Source organism: Staphylococcus sp. EG-SA-14 (genome assembly GCF_017151935.1).
Lineage (GTDB): Bacteria > Bacillota > Bacilli > Staphylococcales > Staphylococcaceae > Staphylococcus > Staphylococcus aureus.
Genome location: NZ_JACVZM010000006.1, coordinates 100,460 through 115,296, shown reverse-complemented (window position 1 = coordinate 115,296; position 14,837 = coordinate 100,460). Strand labels below are relative to the sequence as shown.

Genomic DNA, 14,837 nt, shown 5'->3' with positions numbered 1-14,837 from the left:
ACATTCATATGTCTGGTGACTATAGCAAGGAGGTCACACCTGTTCCCATGCCGAACACAGAAGTTAAGCTCCTTAGCGTCGATGGTAGTCGAACTTACGTTCCGCTAGAGTAGAACGTTGCCAGGCAAAAAATGGATGCGATGAGCCGCATTGAGACCGCAAGGTCTCTTTTTTTTTATGTCTAAAACGTCAAAATAAAAAGCAAACACAAAGAAAAATGGCTTGGCGAAGTGAAAACGTTTGAATCTGACGAAACGAGAAAAGAGCGCAACGAGTTTAGTAGAGCTAAATGAGTAAGCGAGAGCCGAAGGAGAGGAAAGAAGCAAGCGATTGTCACAAGTCAAGAAAGGTTCTTAGCGAGGATGGTAGCCAACTTACGTTCCGCTAGAGTAGAACGTTGCCAGGCAAAAAATGGATGCGATGAGCCGCATTGAATTTTAGAAATAATAATTTAATAATGTGCACTTTTGATTGTCTAAGTATGTACAACTTTAATTTTGTGTTTATATAAATTTAAAATGATATCATCGAAAACAAAATATTGTATAAATAGAGAAGAGCAGTAAGACGGTATCTAATTGAAAATGATCTTACTGTTCTTTTATATACTTTATTGAAATACAAAAAGGAAATTAATTATTATACAATAGACAAGCTATTGCATAAGTAACACTAACTTTTATCAAAGAAGTGTTACTTTATAATTAATGATTTTATTAGAGCGTCTACATGCGGTTTTAAAGCATCATCGTCTATACCGCCAAAGCCTAATATAAATTTAGGGGTTTTCTTATAGTCTTGATCATCATCAAAATTATAAACTTGTAATTTTAACTTTACTTTGTTTGCTCTATCAAGACACTCTTGTAATGTTAATCCATTTTTTACTGTAATTGTAAAATGCATACCCGTTTCAGCACCTTGAATATCAAGCTGCTCTTTGTAAGGTTTCAATCTTTTTAAAATATAGGTTAGTTTTCTACGATAAATTCGTCTCATTTTATTTAAATGCCTTTCAAAACCACCGGAAGATATAAACGTTGCAATAAGGTTTTGCATATGAACAGGTACAGTGTTGCCTTCAATGTGATTTTGAGAATGATATTTTTTCATTATAGAATAGGGTAACACCATATATGCAACTCGACAGCTAGGAAAAATAGACTTTGAAAATGTACTGATATAAATCACTTTTTCTCCTCTTGAATATAGACCTTGAATTGCTGGAATGGGTTTGCCGAAATATCTAAACTCGGAATCATAATCATCTTCTATAATAAATCGTTCTTCTTTTTCTTGAGCCCATTGTATTAATTGAGTTCGTTTTTTTAAGTCCATCACATATCCAGTTGGAAATTGATGGGAAGGCGTTATATATACTATATTTTTTTGTGATTTAATAACTTCATCTACGTTTATTCCATTATCTTCAACTTCAATTTGTTCATATTCAACTTGTTTTTTATCTAAAATATTTTTGATTGGTGGATAACTAGGTTTTTCGATAATAAATGTTGAAGTATAAAGTAAATCGACTAATTGATTTACTAATTGTTCGGTAGATGAGCCAATTATAATTTGATTAGGATCACAAATTACGCCACGATTAGTAAATAAATAAAATGCCAGTTGAAACCGCAAATGTAATTCTCCTTGAAAATGTCCTCTACGTAATTGATTTAAATGATTTGTATCATAAAGATCTTTGGAATACTTTCTGAAAAGTTCTATAGGGAAATGTTTCGTATCTATTTCATCCAAATTAAAAGCATAATCATAAGCTTCATCACTCGCTTTTGGTTTATATGAATCATCATCAAAAAGAGAGGGGATAGGTTGATTGTTTAAAATTGTTAAAGATTCAATTTCGGACACAAAATATCCAGAGCGAGGTCTTGAATAAATGTAACCTTCGTCTAATAGAAGTTGATATGCATGCTCTACGGTTGTTTGGCTAATAGATAAATGTTTGCTTAATTGTCTTTTAGAATAAAATTTATCGCCTTCTTTAAATTGACCTTCAATTATTTGTTTTTTTAATTTTTCATAAAGTTGATGGTATAAAGTGTTTTTCAATTTTATAACTGACCTCCTAAATTTATCTTATTTTGTACCTTTTTAAATATCAGTTTATACATTACAATGTATTTAATCAACTTGAAAAGGGGTTTTATGTATAATGAGTAAAATTATTGGATCAGACAGAGTCAAAAGAGGTATGGCTGAAATGCAAAAAGGCGGCGTTATTATGGATGTCGTTAATGCTGAGCAAGCAAGAATTGCAGAAGAAGCTGGCGCGGTAGCAGTTATGGCATTAGAACGAGTACCTTCTGATATTAGAGCTGCTGGTGGTGTTGCACGTATGGCAAACCCTAAAATTGTAGAAGAAGTAATGAATGCTGTTTCTATTCCAGTCATGGCTAAAGCACGTATTGGTCATATCACTGAAGCAAGAGTATTAGAGGCGATGGGTGTTGACTATATTGATGAATCAGAAGTGTTAACACCAGCAGATGAGGAATATCACTTAAGAAAAGATCAATTTACAGTACCATTTGTATGTGGATGTCGTAATTTAGGTGAAGCTGCGCGTAGAATTGGTGAAGGTGCTGCTATGTTACGTACTAAAGGTGAACCAGGTACAGGTAATATTGTTGAAGCTGTAAGACATATGAGACAAGTTAATTCAGAAGTTAGTCGATTGACTGTAATGAATGATGATGAGATTATGACTTTTGCGAAAGATATCGGTGCGCCTTATGAAATTTTAAAACAAATTAAAGACAATGGTCGTTTACCGGTAGTTAACTTTGCAGCTGGTGGCGTTGCGACTCCTCAAGATGCTGCTTTAATGATGGAATTAGGTGCTGACGGTGTATTCGTTGGATCAGGTATTTTTAAATCAGAAGATCCAGAAAAATTTGCTAAAGCAATTGTTCAAGCAACAACACATTACCAAGACTATGAACTAATTGGAAGATTAGCAAGTGAACTTGGCACTGCTATGAAAGGTTTAGATATCAATCAATTATCATTAGAAGAACGTATGCAAGAGCGTGGTTGGTAAGATATGAAAATAGGTGTATTAGCATTACAAGGTGCAGTACGTGAACATATTAGACATATTGAATTAAGTGGTCATGAAGGTATTGCAGTTAAAAAAGTTGAACAATTAGAAGAAATCGAGGGCTTAATATTACCTGGTGGCGAGTCTACAACGTTACGTCGATTAATGAATTTATATGGATTTAAAGAGGCTTTACAAAATTCAACTTTACCTATGTTTGGTACATGCGCAGGATTAATAGTTCTAGCGCAAGATATAGTTGGTGAAGAAGGATACCTTAACAAGTTGAATATTACTGTACAACGAAACTCATTCGGTAGACAAGTTGACAGCTTTGAAACAGAATTAGATATTAAAGGTATCGCTACAGATATTGAAGGTGTCTTTATAAGAGCCCCACATATTGAAAAAGTAGGTCAAGGCGTAGATATCCTATGTAAGGTTAATGAGAAAATTGTAGCTGTTCAGCAAGGTAAATATTTAGGCGTATCATTCCATCCTGAATTAACAGATGACTATAGAGTAACTGATTACTTTATTAATCATATTGTAAAAAAAGCATAGCTTAATGTATGCTAAATCAACGAATTATTGATATTTATAGATTTGTTGAGAAGACAATATCTCCTTCAAACTTAGCTTTGGAGGAGTTGTTTTTTATGTCAAAATTAAAAATGATAAAAAATAAAGATATACATAAGAAAAAACCCCTTCAAAGACACTGAGAATAGTCAAAATTTTGAAGGGGTTAATTCGATGTTGATGTATTTGTTAAATAAAGAATCCAGCGATTGCAGCTGAAATGAAAGATACTAGTGTTGCACCGAATAGTAATTTCAAACCAAAGCGGGCAACTGTATCTCCTTTTTTGTCATTAAGAGATTTAATCGCACCTGAAATAATACCAATAGAGCTAAAGTTAGCAAATGATACTAAGAATACAGATGTAACACCTTTTGCGTGTTCAGATAAATCACTAAGTTTACCAAGTGCTTGCATTGCTACAAATTCGTTAGATAATAGTTTTGTCGCCATAACTGAACCGGCTTGAACTGCATCTTGCCATGGCACACCGACTAAGAATGCAAATGGTGCAAAGACAAAACCAATTAATGTTTGGAAATCCCAAGAAATAGCGCCACCTGAAACTGTACTAAAGATATTGCTTACAATTCCATTTAATAGAGCGATAATGGCAATGTATCCGATTAACATTGCGCCTACAATGACAGCTACTTTAAATCCATCTAAAATATATTCTCCTAGCATTTCGAAGAATGATTGTTGTCTTTCTTCAGTTTCTTCAACTAATAATTTGTCATCTTCTTCATTAACTTTATAAGGGTTAATAATTGAAGCGATGATGAAACCACCAAATAAGTTTAAGACAACAGCCGTTACAACATATTTAGGTTCAATTAAGGTAAAGTATGCACCGATAATTGAAGCAGAAACAGTCGACATTGCTGAAGCTGTTAATGTGTATAAACGTTGCTTAGGTATGTATGGTAATTGTTTTTTAATTGAAATAAATACTTCAGATTGTCCCAAAATTGCTGCAGCAACTGCATTGTATGATTCTAAACGTCCCATACCATTAATTTTAGAAATTAAGAATCCTAAAACATTAATGATTAAAGGTAAAATCTTTGTGTATTGAAGGATACCGATAATCGCTGAAATAAATACGATAGGTAATAATACACTGAAGAAGAATGGTGGTTGCTTAGGATCGATATATTGAATACCACCGAATACAAAGTTAACACCATCTGCTGCTTTTAATAATAAGTAGTTAAAACCGTTTGAAATACCACCAATAACCTTGATTCCCATTGTAGTTTTAAGCAAGATAAATGCAAAGATAAGCTGAATTGCAAGTAAAATTCCTACATATTTCCAGCGAATATTTTTCCTGTCTGAGCTAAATAGAAACGCAAGTGCTAAAAAGAAGATAATTCCGATAATCCCAATTAGAATATGCATATATTTCTCATTCCTTTAGTTTTTTCTACAATCTATCATACAATAAAATGGAAGGGCTAACATCATAAATTTTTGAAAATATAAAAACAAATTAATTGAAAAAGGTCAAAATAGGTCATATAATATAGTCAAAGAAGGTCAAAAAGGGGTGATATACATGCACAATATGTCTGACATCATAGAACAATACATCAAACGTTTATTTGAAGAGTCGAATGAAGATGTCGTTGAAATTCAGAGAGCGAATATCGCACAGCGTTTTGATTGCGTACCATCACAATTAAATTATGTAATCAAAACACGATTCACTAATGAACATGGTTATGAAATCGAAAGTAAACGTGGTGGTGGTGGTTACATCCGAATCACTAAAATTGAAAATAAAGATGCAACGGGTTATATTAATCATTTGCTTCAGCTGATTGGACCTTCTATTTCTCAACAACAAGCTTATTATATTATTGATGGGCTTTTAGATAAAATGTTAATAAATGAACGTGAAGCTAAAATGATTCAAGCAGTTATTGATAGAGAAACGCTATCAATGGATATGGTTTCTAGAGATATTATTAGAGCAAATATTTTAAAACGTTTGTTACCAGTTATAAATTATTACTAAATGAAATGAGGTGTTGAAGTGCTTTGTGAAAATTGTCAACTTAATGAAGCGGAATTAAAAGTTAAAGTTACAAGTAAAAATAAAACAGAAGAAAAAATGGTGTGTCAAACTTGTGCTGAGGGGCACCATCCGTGGAATCAAGCTAATGAACAACCTGAATATCAAGAACATCAAGATAATTTCGAAGAAGCATTTGTTGTTAAGCAAATTTTACAACATTTAGCTACGAAACATGGCATTAATTTTCAAGAAGTAGCGTTTAAAGAAGAAAAACGTTGCCCATCATGTCATATGACTTTGAAAGATATTGCACATGTTGGTAAATTTGGGTGTGCTAATTGTTATGCAACATTTAAAGATGACATCATTGATATCGTCCGCAGAGTTCAAGGTGGACAATTTGAGCACGTTGGAAAGACACCACATTCTTCACATAAAAAGATAGCTTTAAAGCGAAAAATCGAAGAAAAGAATGAATATTTGAAAAAACTTATTGAAATCCAAGATTTTGAGGAAGCAGCCATTGTTAGAGATGAAATTAAAGCACTAAAAGCTGAGAGTGAGGTGCAACATGATGACGCATAATATTCATGATAATATCAGCCAATGGATGAAAAGTAATGAAGAAACACCAATTGTTATGTCTTCTAGAATTCGGTTAGCGCGTAATTTAGAAAATCATGTGCATCCACTAATGTATGCTACTGAAAATGATGGATTTAGAGTTATAAATGAGGTACAAGATGCCTTGCCAAACTTTGAATTAATGCGTCTTGATCAAATGGATCAACAAAGTAAAATGAAAATGGTTGCAAAGCATTTGATTAGTCCTGAACTAATAAAACAACCAGCAGCCGCAGTATTAGTGAATGACGATGAATCTTTAAGTGTCATGATAAATGAAGAGGACCATATTCGTATTCAAGCTATGGGAACTGACACGACATTACAGGCTTTATATAATCAAGCTTCATCAATTGATGATGAATTAGATCGAAGCCTTGATATAAGTTATGATGAACAACTTGGTTATTTAACTACATGTCCTACCAATATAGGTACTGGTATGAGAGCAAGCGTGATGCTACATTTGCCAGGTCTATCTATTATGAAAAGAATGACACGGATTGCTCAAACCATTAATCGTTTTGGATATACAATCAGAGGTATTTACGGTGAAGGTTCGCAAGTTTATGGACATACTTATCAAGTATCCAACCAACTTACACTTGGTAAATCTGAGTTAGAAATCATAGAAACATTAACAGAAGTTGTTAATCAAATCATTCATGAAGAAAAACAAATACGACAAAAGTTAGACACTTATAATCAATTAGAAACACAAGACCGTGTTTTTCGCTCGCTAGGTATTTTACAAAACTGTAGAATGATAACTATGGAAGAGGCTTCTTATAGATTAAGCGAAGTTAAACTTGGTATAGATTTAAATTACATTGAATTACAAAACTTTAAATTTAATGAATTGATGGTAGCTATACAGTCACCATTTTTATTAGATGAAGAAGATGACAAATCTGTAAAAGAAAAACGAGCAGATATACTAAGAGAACATATAAAGTAGGAGGTCATTATTTATGTTATTTGGTAGATTAACTGAGCGTGCACAGCGCGTATTAGCACATGCCCAAGAAGAAGCAATTCGTTTAAATCATTCAAATATAGGAACAGAACACCTATTATTGGGGTTAATGAAAGAACCTGAAGGAATTGCTGCAAAAGTATTAGAAAGTTTTAATATCACTGAAGATAAAGTAATTGAAGAAGTTGAAAAATTAATCGGACATGGTCAAGATCATGTTGGTACATTGCATTATACACCTAGAGCTAAAAAAGTCATTGAATTATCGATGGATGAAGCTAGAAAATTACATCACAATTTTGTTGGAACGGAACATATTTTATTAGGCTTGATTCGTGAAAATGAAGGTGTTGCAGCAAGAGTTTTTGCAAATCTAGATTTAAATATTACTAAAGCACGTGCACAAGTTGTGAAAGCTTTAGGAAACCCTGAAATGAGTAATAAAAATGCACAAGCTAGTAAGTCAAATAATACTCCAACTTTAGATAGTTTAGCTCGTGACTTAACAGTCATTGCCAAAGACGGTACATTAGATCCTGTTATAGGACGTGATAAAGAAATTACACGTGTAATTGAAGTATTAAGTAGACGTACGAAAAACAATCCTGTGCTTATTGGAGAGCCAGGTGTTGGTAAAACTGCTATTGCTGAAGGTTTAGCGCAAGCCATAGTGAATAATGAGGTACCAGAGACATTAAAAGATAAGCGTGTTATGTCTTTAGATATGGGAACAGTAGTTGCAGGTACTAAATATCGTGGTGAATTTGAAGAGCGTCTGAAAAAGGTTATGGAAGAAATCCAACAAGCAGGTAATGTCATCCTATTTATTGATGAGTTGCATACTTTAGTTGGTGCTGGTGGTGCTGAAGGTGCTATCGATGCTTCGAATATTTTGAAACCGGCATTAGCACGTGGTGAATTACAATGTATTGGTGCTACTACATTAGATGAATATCGCAAAAATATTGAAAAAGACGCGGCTTTAGAACGTCGTTTCCAACCTGTACAAGTTGATGAACCTTCAGTAGTAGATACAGTTGCTATTTTAAAAGGATTAAGAGATCGTTACGAAGCACACCATCGTATTAATATTTCAGACGAAGCTATTGAAGCAGCTGTTAAATTAAGTAACAGATACGTTTCAGATCGTTTCTTACCAGATAAAGCAATTGATTTAATTGATGAAGCAAGTTCTAAAGTAAGACTTAAGAGTCATACGACACCTAATAATTTAAAAGAAATTGAACAAGAAATTGAAAAAGTTAAAAATGAAAAAGATGCCGCAGTACATGCTCAAGAGTTTGAAAATGCTGCTAACCTGCGTGATAAACAAACAAAACTTGAAAAGCAATATGAAGAAGCTAAAAATGAATGGAAGAATGCACAAAATGGCATGTCAACTTCATTGTCAGAAGAAGATATTGCTGAAGTTATTGCAGGATGGACAGGTATCCCATTAACTAAAATCAATGAAACAGAATCTGAAAAACTTCTTAGTCTAGAAGATACATTACATGAGAGAGTTATTGGGCAAAAAGATGCTGTTAATTCAATCAGTAAAGCGGTTAGACGTGCCCGTGCAGGGTTAAAAGATCCTAAACGACCAATTGGTAGCTTTATCTTCCTTGGACCAACTGGTGTTGGTAAAACTGAATTAGCTAGAGCTTTAGCTGAATCAATGTTTGGCGATGATGATGCGATGATCCGTGTAGACATGAGTGAATTTATGGAAAAACACGCAGTGAGCCGATTAGTTGGTGCTCCTCCAGGATATGTTGGTCATGATGATGGTGGACAATTAACTGAAAAAGTTAGACGTAAACCATATTCTGTAATTTTATTTGATGAAATTGAAAAAGCTCATCCAGATGTATTTAATATTCTATTACAAGTTTTAGATGATGGACATTTGACAGATACAAAAGGACGTACAGTTGATTTCAGAAATACAATTATCATAATGACATCAAACGTTGGGGCACAAGAATTACAAGATCAACGATTTGCTGGATTCGGTGGTTCAAGTGATGGACAAGATTATGAAACAATTCGAAAAACGATGTTAAAAGAATTAAAAAATTCATTCCGTCCAGAATTTTTAAACCGTGTAGATGATATCATTGTATTCCATAAACTAACAAAAGAAGAATTAAAAGAAATTGTAACAATGATGGTTAATAAATTAACAAATCGATTATCTGAACAAAACATAAATATTATTGTTACTGATAAAGCGAAAGACAAAATCGCAGAAGAAGGATATGATCCAGAATATGGTGCAAGACCATTAATTAGAGCGATACAAAAAACTATCGAAGATAATTTAAGTGAATTAATATTAGATGGTAATCAAATTGAAGGTAAGAAAGTTACAGTAGATCATGATGGTAAAGAGTTTAAATATGACATTGCTGAACAAACTTCAGAAACTAAAACACCATCGCAAGCATAATTATAAAACAGTCCAAAACAAATTAAAGTTTTGGGCTGTTTTTTTAGTAGCATTGAACTATAGAAATTCGTGAAAGTATCCATCAACGAAACAATCTAATAAAATAATCATCAAAGGATAGTTAAGAATTATATGTAACAAGTTAATGAGCATACAGCGATAGCATAAAGGTATGAATTTTTATAAAGGTTTTTTGTTTGAAGATACTAGCAACTTACGTCAAAATAAAATAGGTCTATATAATATTGTGATAAATCTAGAGAAAAGAGTTTACTAAGAAATTATTAAGATTTTATCTTTGAAAGATACCGACTATCAACATGATGTAAGTTTATTTTATAATATTCATAAAAAATAAATCTGGTAAAACAGTTTGCGTTAGTAGTCATGTTAAAATACAAACAAATGTAACTCACATTTAATTTGTCATAATGGGAATGTGCGTTTAAAATAGATTTGTTCAAAGGAAAGTGGAGGTGCAATTTTGGCCAAGAAAAAAGTGATTTTTGAATGTATGGCTTGTGGTTATCAATCTCCTAAATGGATGGGGAAATGTCCTAATTGTGGCGCTTGGAATCAAATGGAGGAAATTATTGAAAAAGCAGCCAATCCTAAACATGGAGTTAAAACCAAGGAATTAGCAGGTAAAGTACAAAAATTAAATAGTATTAAACATGAAACAACGCCGAGAGTGTTAACAGATTCAGCAGAATTCAACCGTGTATTAGGTGGAGGTATTGTGAGCGGATCGTTAGTACTTATTGGTGGGGATCCAGGTATTGGTAAGTCAACGTTACTTTTACAAATTTGTGCATCGTTATCTCAAAAGAAAAAAGTACTATATATTACTGGAGAAGAATCGCTTAGTCAGACTAAATTACGTGCAGAGCGATTAGATGAAGATTCAAGTGAATTGCAAGTATTAGCTGAAACAGATCTTGAAGTTATTTATCAAACAGTAAAAGAAGAACAACCTGATTTATTAGTAGTGGATTCGATTCAAACAATATATCATCCTGAAATCAGCTCTGCGCCAGGTTCTGTTTCACAAGTTCGTGAAAGTACACAAAGTTTAATGAATATTGCTAAACAAATGAACATTGCAACTTTTATAGTGGGTCATGTAACGAAAGAAGGTCAAATTGCTGGCCCAAGATTGCTAGAACACATGGTTGATACTGTGCTTTATTTTGAAGGCGATGAACACCACGCATATCGAATTTTGCGAGCTGTTAAAAACCGTTTTGGTTCAACGAATGAAATGGGAATCTTCGAAATGAAGCAAAGTGGATTAAAAGGTGTAAATAATCCATCTGAAATGTTTTTAGAAGAACGTTCAACAAATGTTCCAGGTTCAACAATTGTTGCAACCATGGAGGGAACCAGACCACTTTTAATAGAAGTTCAAGCGCTGGTAACTCCAACGACTTTTAACAATCCGAGACGAATGGCAACAGGGATTGATCATAATCGATTAAGTTTGTTGATGGCTGTTTTGGAAAAGAAAGAAAATTATCTATTACAACAACAAGATGCTTATATCAAAGTAGCTGGCGGTGTAAAGTTAACGGAGCCAGCAGTTGATTTAAGTGTAATTGTAGCAACTGCATCTAGCTTTAAAGATAAAGCTGTCGACGGATTAGATTGCTATATTGGAGAAGTTGGTTTAACGGGTGAGGTACGTCGTGTATCTCGGATAGAACAACGCGTGCAAGAGGCTGCAAAACTAGGTTTCAAACGTGTAATTATTCCTAAAAATAATATAGGCGGATGGACATATCCTGAAGGTATACAAGTAATAGGTGTAACTACTGTACATGAAGCATTGTCATTTGCTCTTCATTCATAAAACATCAAGAAAGGAGGACATTGTGTGAATATCGTTAAACTAATGGTTATTATTATTTACTTAATTATTGGGAGCGCATTAGGAATAATTATTATTCCTGAAATTGCAAATGATCTTGGATTACAAAACTCCAGCTTTTTAAAAAATCACTATGTAGATGGCATTATCGGTAGTATTTTTATGTTCTTAATTTTTGGTGTATTTATTAGACGAGTTACTAACGCTATAAAAGGTTTAGAACATTTTATTATGCGTAGAAGTGCTGTTGAAATACTATTCGCAACAATAGGTTTAATAATCGGATTACTTATTTCTGTTATGGTGTCGTTTATATTAGAATCAATTGGCAACTCTATTTTTAATCATTTCATTCCTGTCATAATTACGATATTACTATGTTATTTCGGTTTCCAATTTGGCCTTAAAAAACGAGATGAAATGTTAATGTTTTTACCTGAGAATATAGCGCGTTCCATGTCACAACATACTAAAAGTGCTACGCCAAAAATTATCGACACAAGCGCAATTATTGATGGTCGTATTTTAGAAGTCATTCGTTGCGGTTTTATCGATGGCAATATTTTAATTCCACAAGGTGTTATTAATGAATTACAAATTGTTGCAGATTCAAATGACAGTGTTAAACGTGAAAAGGGTAAAAGAGGCTTAGATATTTTAAATGAATTGTATGATTTAGATTATCCTACAAAGGTTATACATCCAACTAAAACACATAGTGATATTGATACAATGCTATTAAAGCTAGCTAAACAATATCATGCAAGTATTATTACGACAGATTTCAACCTAAATAAAGTTTGTCATGTACATGGTATCAAAGCATTAAATGTTAATGATTTATCAGAAGCAATCAAACCTAATGTACATCAAGGTGATCAACTGCATATTTTACTGACAAAAATGGGTAAAGAGCCTGGTCAGGCAGTAGGATATCTAGATGATGGTACGATGGTAGTTGTTGATAATGCTAAAAATCTTATTGGCAGTCATGTCAATTTAGAAGTAGTCAGCTTATTGCAAACATCTTCAGGAAGAATTGTTTTTGCTAAAAAAATCGAAGATACAGTATCATTATAAAAACTGTAGTTGACGAAAACAAAATAGATATTAAAAGGTATATGAAATGGCGAAGTTTGTAATTTGAAGTATAACTATAAATAAATGCAAAACATATTAGTTATCAAAAAATACAAATAGTGCTAATATATCATTGAAACAAGTTCATTAAGTGTTAAATTTTAGATATTAATAAAGTTATTCTTATAGCAATCAAGACATACAAAATTAGAATCAATTTTAACGTATTTGAATAGTTAATTTGAAGTTTAATTTCACAGTACATAATATTCATTTTTAAGTCGTTGAAATGTTTATGTAGTGCAGTCTTGATTCTTAGGGATAGCTTTTTTAAAGTGTTGAAAAAACAACTGCTTTCTATTTAAAATTTAAGCATATTACCCAGGGAATTATGTTATGATTAAACAATGAAATTATTTTAAGGTCATGTTAAAAAGCATTGTTTCGTTTTAACAATAAGACGAGTTAGACATTTGTTATGACGGTCGAAGATAGCAAATGAACAATTTATATGAACTAACTTGAAAATCTGATATTTAATTTAGGAGTGAAAAAAATGAGCGATCGTATAAGAGTAAGATATGCACCAAGTCCAACTGGTTATCTTCATATTGGTAATGCAAGAACAGCATTATTCAATTACTTGTATGCTAAACATTACAACGGAGATTTTGTGATTCGAATTGAAGATACTGATAAAAAACGTAATTTAGAAGATGGAGAAACATCACAATTTGATAATCTTAAATGGTTAGGATTAGATTGGGATGAGTCTGGAGATAAAGACAATGGCTACGGACCATATCGTCAATCTGAACGTCAACATATCTACCAACCATTAATAGATCAGTTACTAGCAGAAGATAAAGCATATAAATGCTATATGACAGAAGAAGAATTAGAAGCTGAACGTGAAGCGCAAATCGCTCGTGGTGAAATGCCTCGCTATGGTGGTCAACATGCGCATTTGACTGAAGAACAACGTCAACAATTTGAAGCAGAAGGACGCCAACCATCAATTCGTTTCCGAGTACCTCAAAACCAAACGTATTCATTTGATGATATGGTAAAAGGAAATATTTCATTTGATTCAAATGGTATTGGTGACTGGGTTATCGTAAAAAAAGATGGCATTCCAACGTACAATTTTGCAGTAGCTATAGATGATCATTACATGCAAATTTCAGATGTAATTCGTGGTGATGATCATATTTCAAACACGCCTAAACAAATTATGATTTATGAATCATTTGGCTGGGAGCCACCTCGTTTTGGTCATATGTCATTAATTGTTAATGAAGAACGTAAAAAGTTAAGTAAACGTGATGGGCAAATTTTACAATTTATTGAGCAATATCGTGACTTAGGTTATTTACCTGAAGCGTTATTTAATTTTATTGCGTTATTAGGTTGGTCTCCTGAAGGTGAAGAAGAAATCTTTTCTAAAGAAGAATTTATCAAAATCTTTGATGAAAAGCGTTTGTCAAAATCACCAGCATTTTTCGATAAGCAAAAATTAGCATGGGTTAATAACCAATATATGAAACAAAAAGATACTGAAACAGTATTCCAATTAGCATTACCTCATTTAATTAAAGCAAATTTGATTCCTGAGGTGCCGTCAGAAGAGGATTTATCTTGGGGACGCAAATTAATTGCGCTTTATCAAAAAGAAATGAGTTATGCCGGTGAAATTGTACCTTTATCAGAAATGTTCTTTAAAGAAATGCCAGCTCTTGGTGAAGAAGAACAACAAGTGATTAATGGAGAGCAAGTACCAGAGTTAATGACGCACTTATTCAGTAAATTAGAAGCACTTGAACCATTTGAAGCGGCTGAAATTAAAAAGACAATTAAAGAAGTTCAAAAAGAAACAGGAATAAAAGGCAAGCAATTATTTATGCCTATTCGTGTTGCTGTAACAGGCCAAATGCATGGTCCTGAATTACCAAATACAATTGAAGTACTTGGTAAAGAAAAAGTGCTAAACCGTTTAAAACAATATAAGTAATGAAATAGACAAGATCAAGGTAGTATATACTTGAATTTTATAACGTAACCACATATGATAAAGTTGTATTAACAAATTACAACAATATGAATAAAGTATTTTATATAAAACGAAGGATTAGTAATTAAATTTATACGATGCAGAGAGTGTACGGT

11 protein-coding genes and 1 rRNA gene are annotated in these 14,837 nt (G+C 32.8%); 10 read left to right on the top strand and 2 right to left on the bottom strand.

Going from position 1 to position 14,837, the window contains the following annotated elements; genetic code table 11:
• The first annotated feature begins 11 nt into the window (after window positions 1–11).
• Window positions 12–126 (top strand): 5S ribosomal RNA (gene rrf / locus IDG63_RS06010).
• A gap of 567 nt (window positions 127–693) precedes the next feature.
• Here rrf and pdxR read toward each other — a convergent pair.
• Window positions 694–2,076, bottom strand: a complete 1,383-nt coding sequence (gene pdxR / locus IDG63_RS06005; protein ID WP_000799248.1) for a MocR-like pyridoxine biosynthesis transcription factor PdxR — start codon at window positions 2,074–2,076, stop codon at window positions 694–696.
• 103 nt (window positions 2,077–2,179) lie between these two features.
• Here pdxR and pdxS point away from each other — a divergent pair, with 103 nt between their 5' ends.
• On the top strand, window positions 2,180–3,067 hold the full coding sequence (gene pdxS, locus IDG63_RS06000; RefSeq protein WP_000034728.1) for a pyridoxal 5'-phosphate synthase lyase subunit PdxS: 888 nt from the start codon (window positions 2,180–2,182) through the stop codon (window positions 3,065–3,067).
• Between the two features lie 3 nt (window positions 3,068–3,070).
• The gene (pdxT, locus tag IDG63_RS05995) at window positions 3,071–3,631 is read left to right on the top strand and encodes a pyridoxal 5'-phosphate synthase glutaminase subunit PdxT (RefSeq protein WP_000690439.1); all 561 of its coding nucleotides are present in this window, start codon (window positions 3,071–3,073) and stop codon (window positions 3,629–3,631) included.
• A 207-nt stretch (window positions 3,632–3,838) separates the two neighbouring features.
• Here pdxT and IDG63_RS05990 read toward each other — a convergent pair whose 3' ends face one another.
• Window positions 3,839–5,053 (bottom strand): NupC/NupG family nucleoside CNT transporter, encoded by a 1,215-nt coding sequence (locus tag IDG63_RS05990; protein ID WP_000547794.1) that lies wholly within the window; start codon window positions 5,051–5,053, stop codon window positions 3,839–3,841.
• Window positions 5,054–5,210: 157 nt separating this feature from the next.
• Between IDG63_RS05990 and IDG63_RS05985 the strand changes: the two genes are divergently transcribed.
• From IDG63_RS05985 to gltX, 7 genes are all read left to right on the top strand, one after another.
• Window positions 5,211–5,672, top strand: a complete 462-nt coding sequence (locus tag IDG63_RS05985) for a CtsR family transcriptional regulator (protein WP_000551762.1) — start codon at window positions 5,211–5,213, stop codon at window positions 5,670–5,672.
• Window positions 5,673–5,690: 18 nt separating this feature from the next.
• Window positions 5,691–6,257 (top strand): UvrB/UvrC motif-containing protein, encoded by a 567-nt coding sequence (locus tag IDG63_RS05980; protein WP_000882069.1) that lies wholly within the window; start codon window positions 5,691–5,693, stop codon window positions 6,255–6,257.
• Window positions 6,247–7,254, top strand: a complete 1,008-nt coding sequence (locus tag IDG63_RS05975; protein WP_000149503.1) for a protein arginine kinase — start codon at window positions 6,247–6,249, stop codon at window positions 7,252–7,254. Before IDG63_RS05980 ends, IDG63_RS05975 begins: the two co-directional genes overlap by 11 nt.
• 13 nt (window positions 7,255–7,267) lie before the next feature.
• Window positions 7,268–9,724, top strand: coding sequence for an ATP-dependent Clp protease ATP-binding subunit (locus tag IDG63_RS05970; protein WP_000897132.1), 2,457 nt, complete (start codon window positions 7,268–7,270; stop codon window positions 9,722–9,724).
• A 484-nt stretch (window positions 9,725–10,208) separates the two neighbouring features.
• Window positions 10,209–11,573, top strand: a complete 1,365-nt coding sequence (gene radA, locus IDG63_RS05965; protein ID WP_001085213.1) for a DNA repair protein RadA — start codon at window positions 10,209–10,211, stop codon at window positions 11,571–11,573.
• 24 nt (window positions 11,574–11,597) lie between these two features.
• Window positions 11,598–12,671 carry a PIN/TRAM domain-containing protein gene (locus tag IDG63_RS05960; RefSeq protein WP_001028376.1) on the top strand — a complete coding sequence of 358 codons (1,074 nt, stop codon included), beginning with the start codon at window positions 11,598–11,600 and terminating at the stop codon, window positions 12,669–12,671.
• 556 nt (window positions 12,672–13,227) lie between these two features.
• Window positions 13,228–14,682, top strand: a complete 1,455-nt coding sequence (gltX, locus tag IDG63_RS05955; protein WP_100127023.1) for a glutamate--tRNA ligase — start codon at window positions 13,228–13,230, stop codon at window positions 14,680–14,682.
• Window positions 14,683–14,837 lie beyond the last annotated feature (155 nt).

Coding starts and splice junctions, on each gene's coding strand:
- IDG63_RS05975 (WP_000149503.1), top strand. CDS start 6,247: ATGACGCATAATATTCATGATAATATCAGCCAATGGATGAAAAGTAAT.
- IDG63_RS05970 (WP_000897132.1), top strand. CDS start 7,268: ATGTTATTTGGTAGATTAACTGAGCGTGCACAGCGCGTATTAGCACAT.
- IDG63_RS05985 (WP_000551762.1), top strand. CDS start 5,211: ATGCACAATATGTCTGACATCATAGAACAATACATCAAACGTTTATTT.
- pdxT (WP_000690439.1), top strand. CDS start 3,071: ATGAAAATAGGTGTATTAGCATTACAAGGTGCAGTACGTGAACATATT.
- pdxS (WP_000034728.1), top strand. CDS start 2,180: ATGAGTAAAATTATTGGATCAGACAGAGTCAAAAGAGGTATGGCTGAA.
- IDG63_RS05990 (WP_000547794.1), bottom strand. CDS start 5,053: ATGCATATTCTAATTGGGATTATCGGAATTATCTTCTTTTTAGCACTT.
- gltX (WP_100127023.1), top strand. CDS start 13,228: ATGAGCGATCGTATAAGAGTAAGATATGCACCAAGTCCAACTGGTTAT.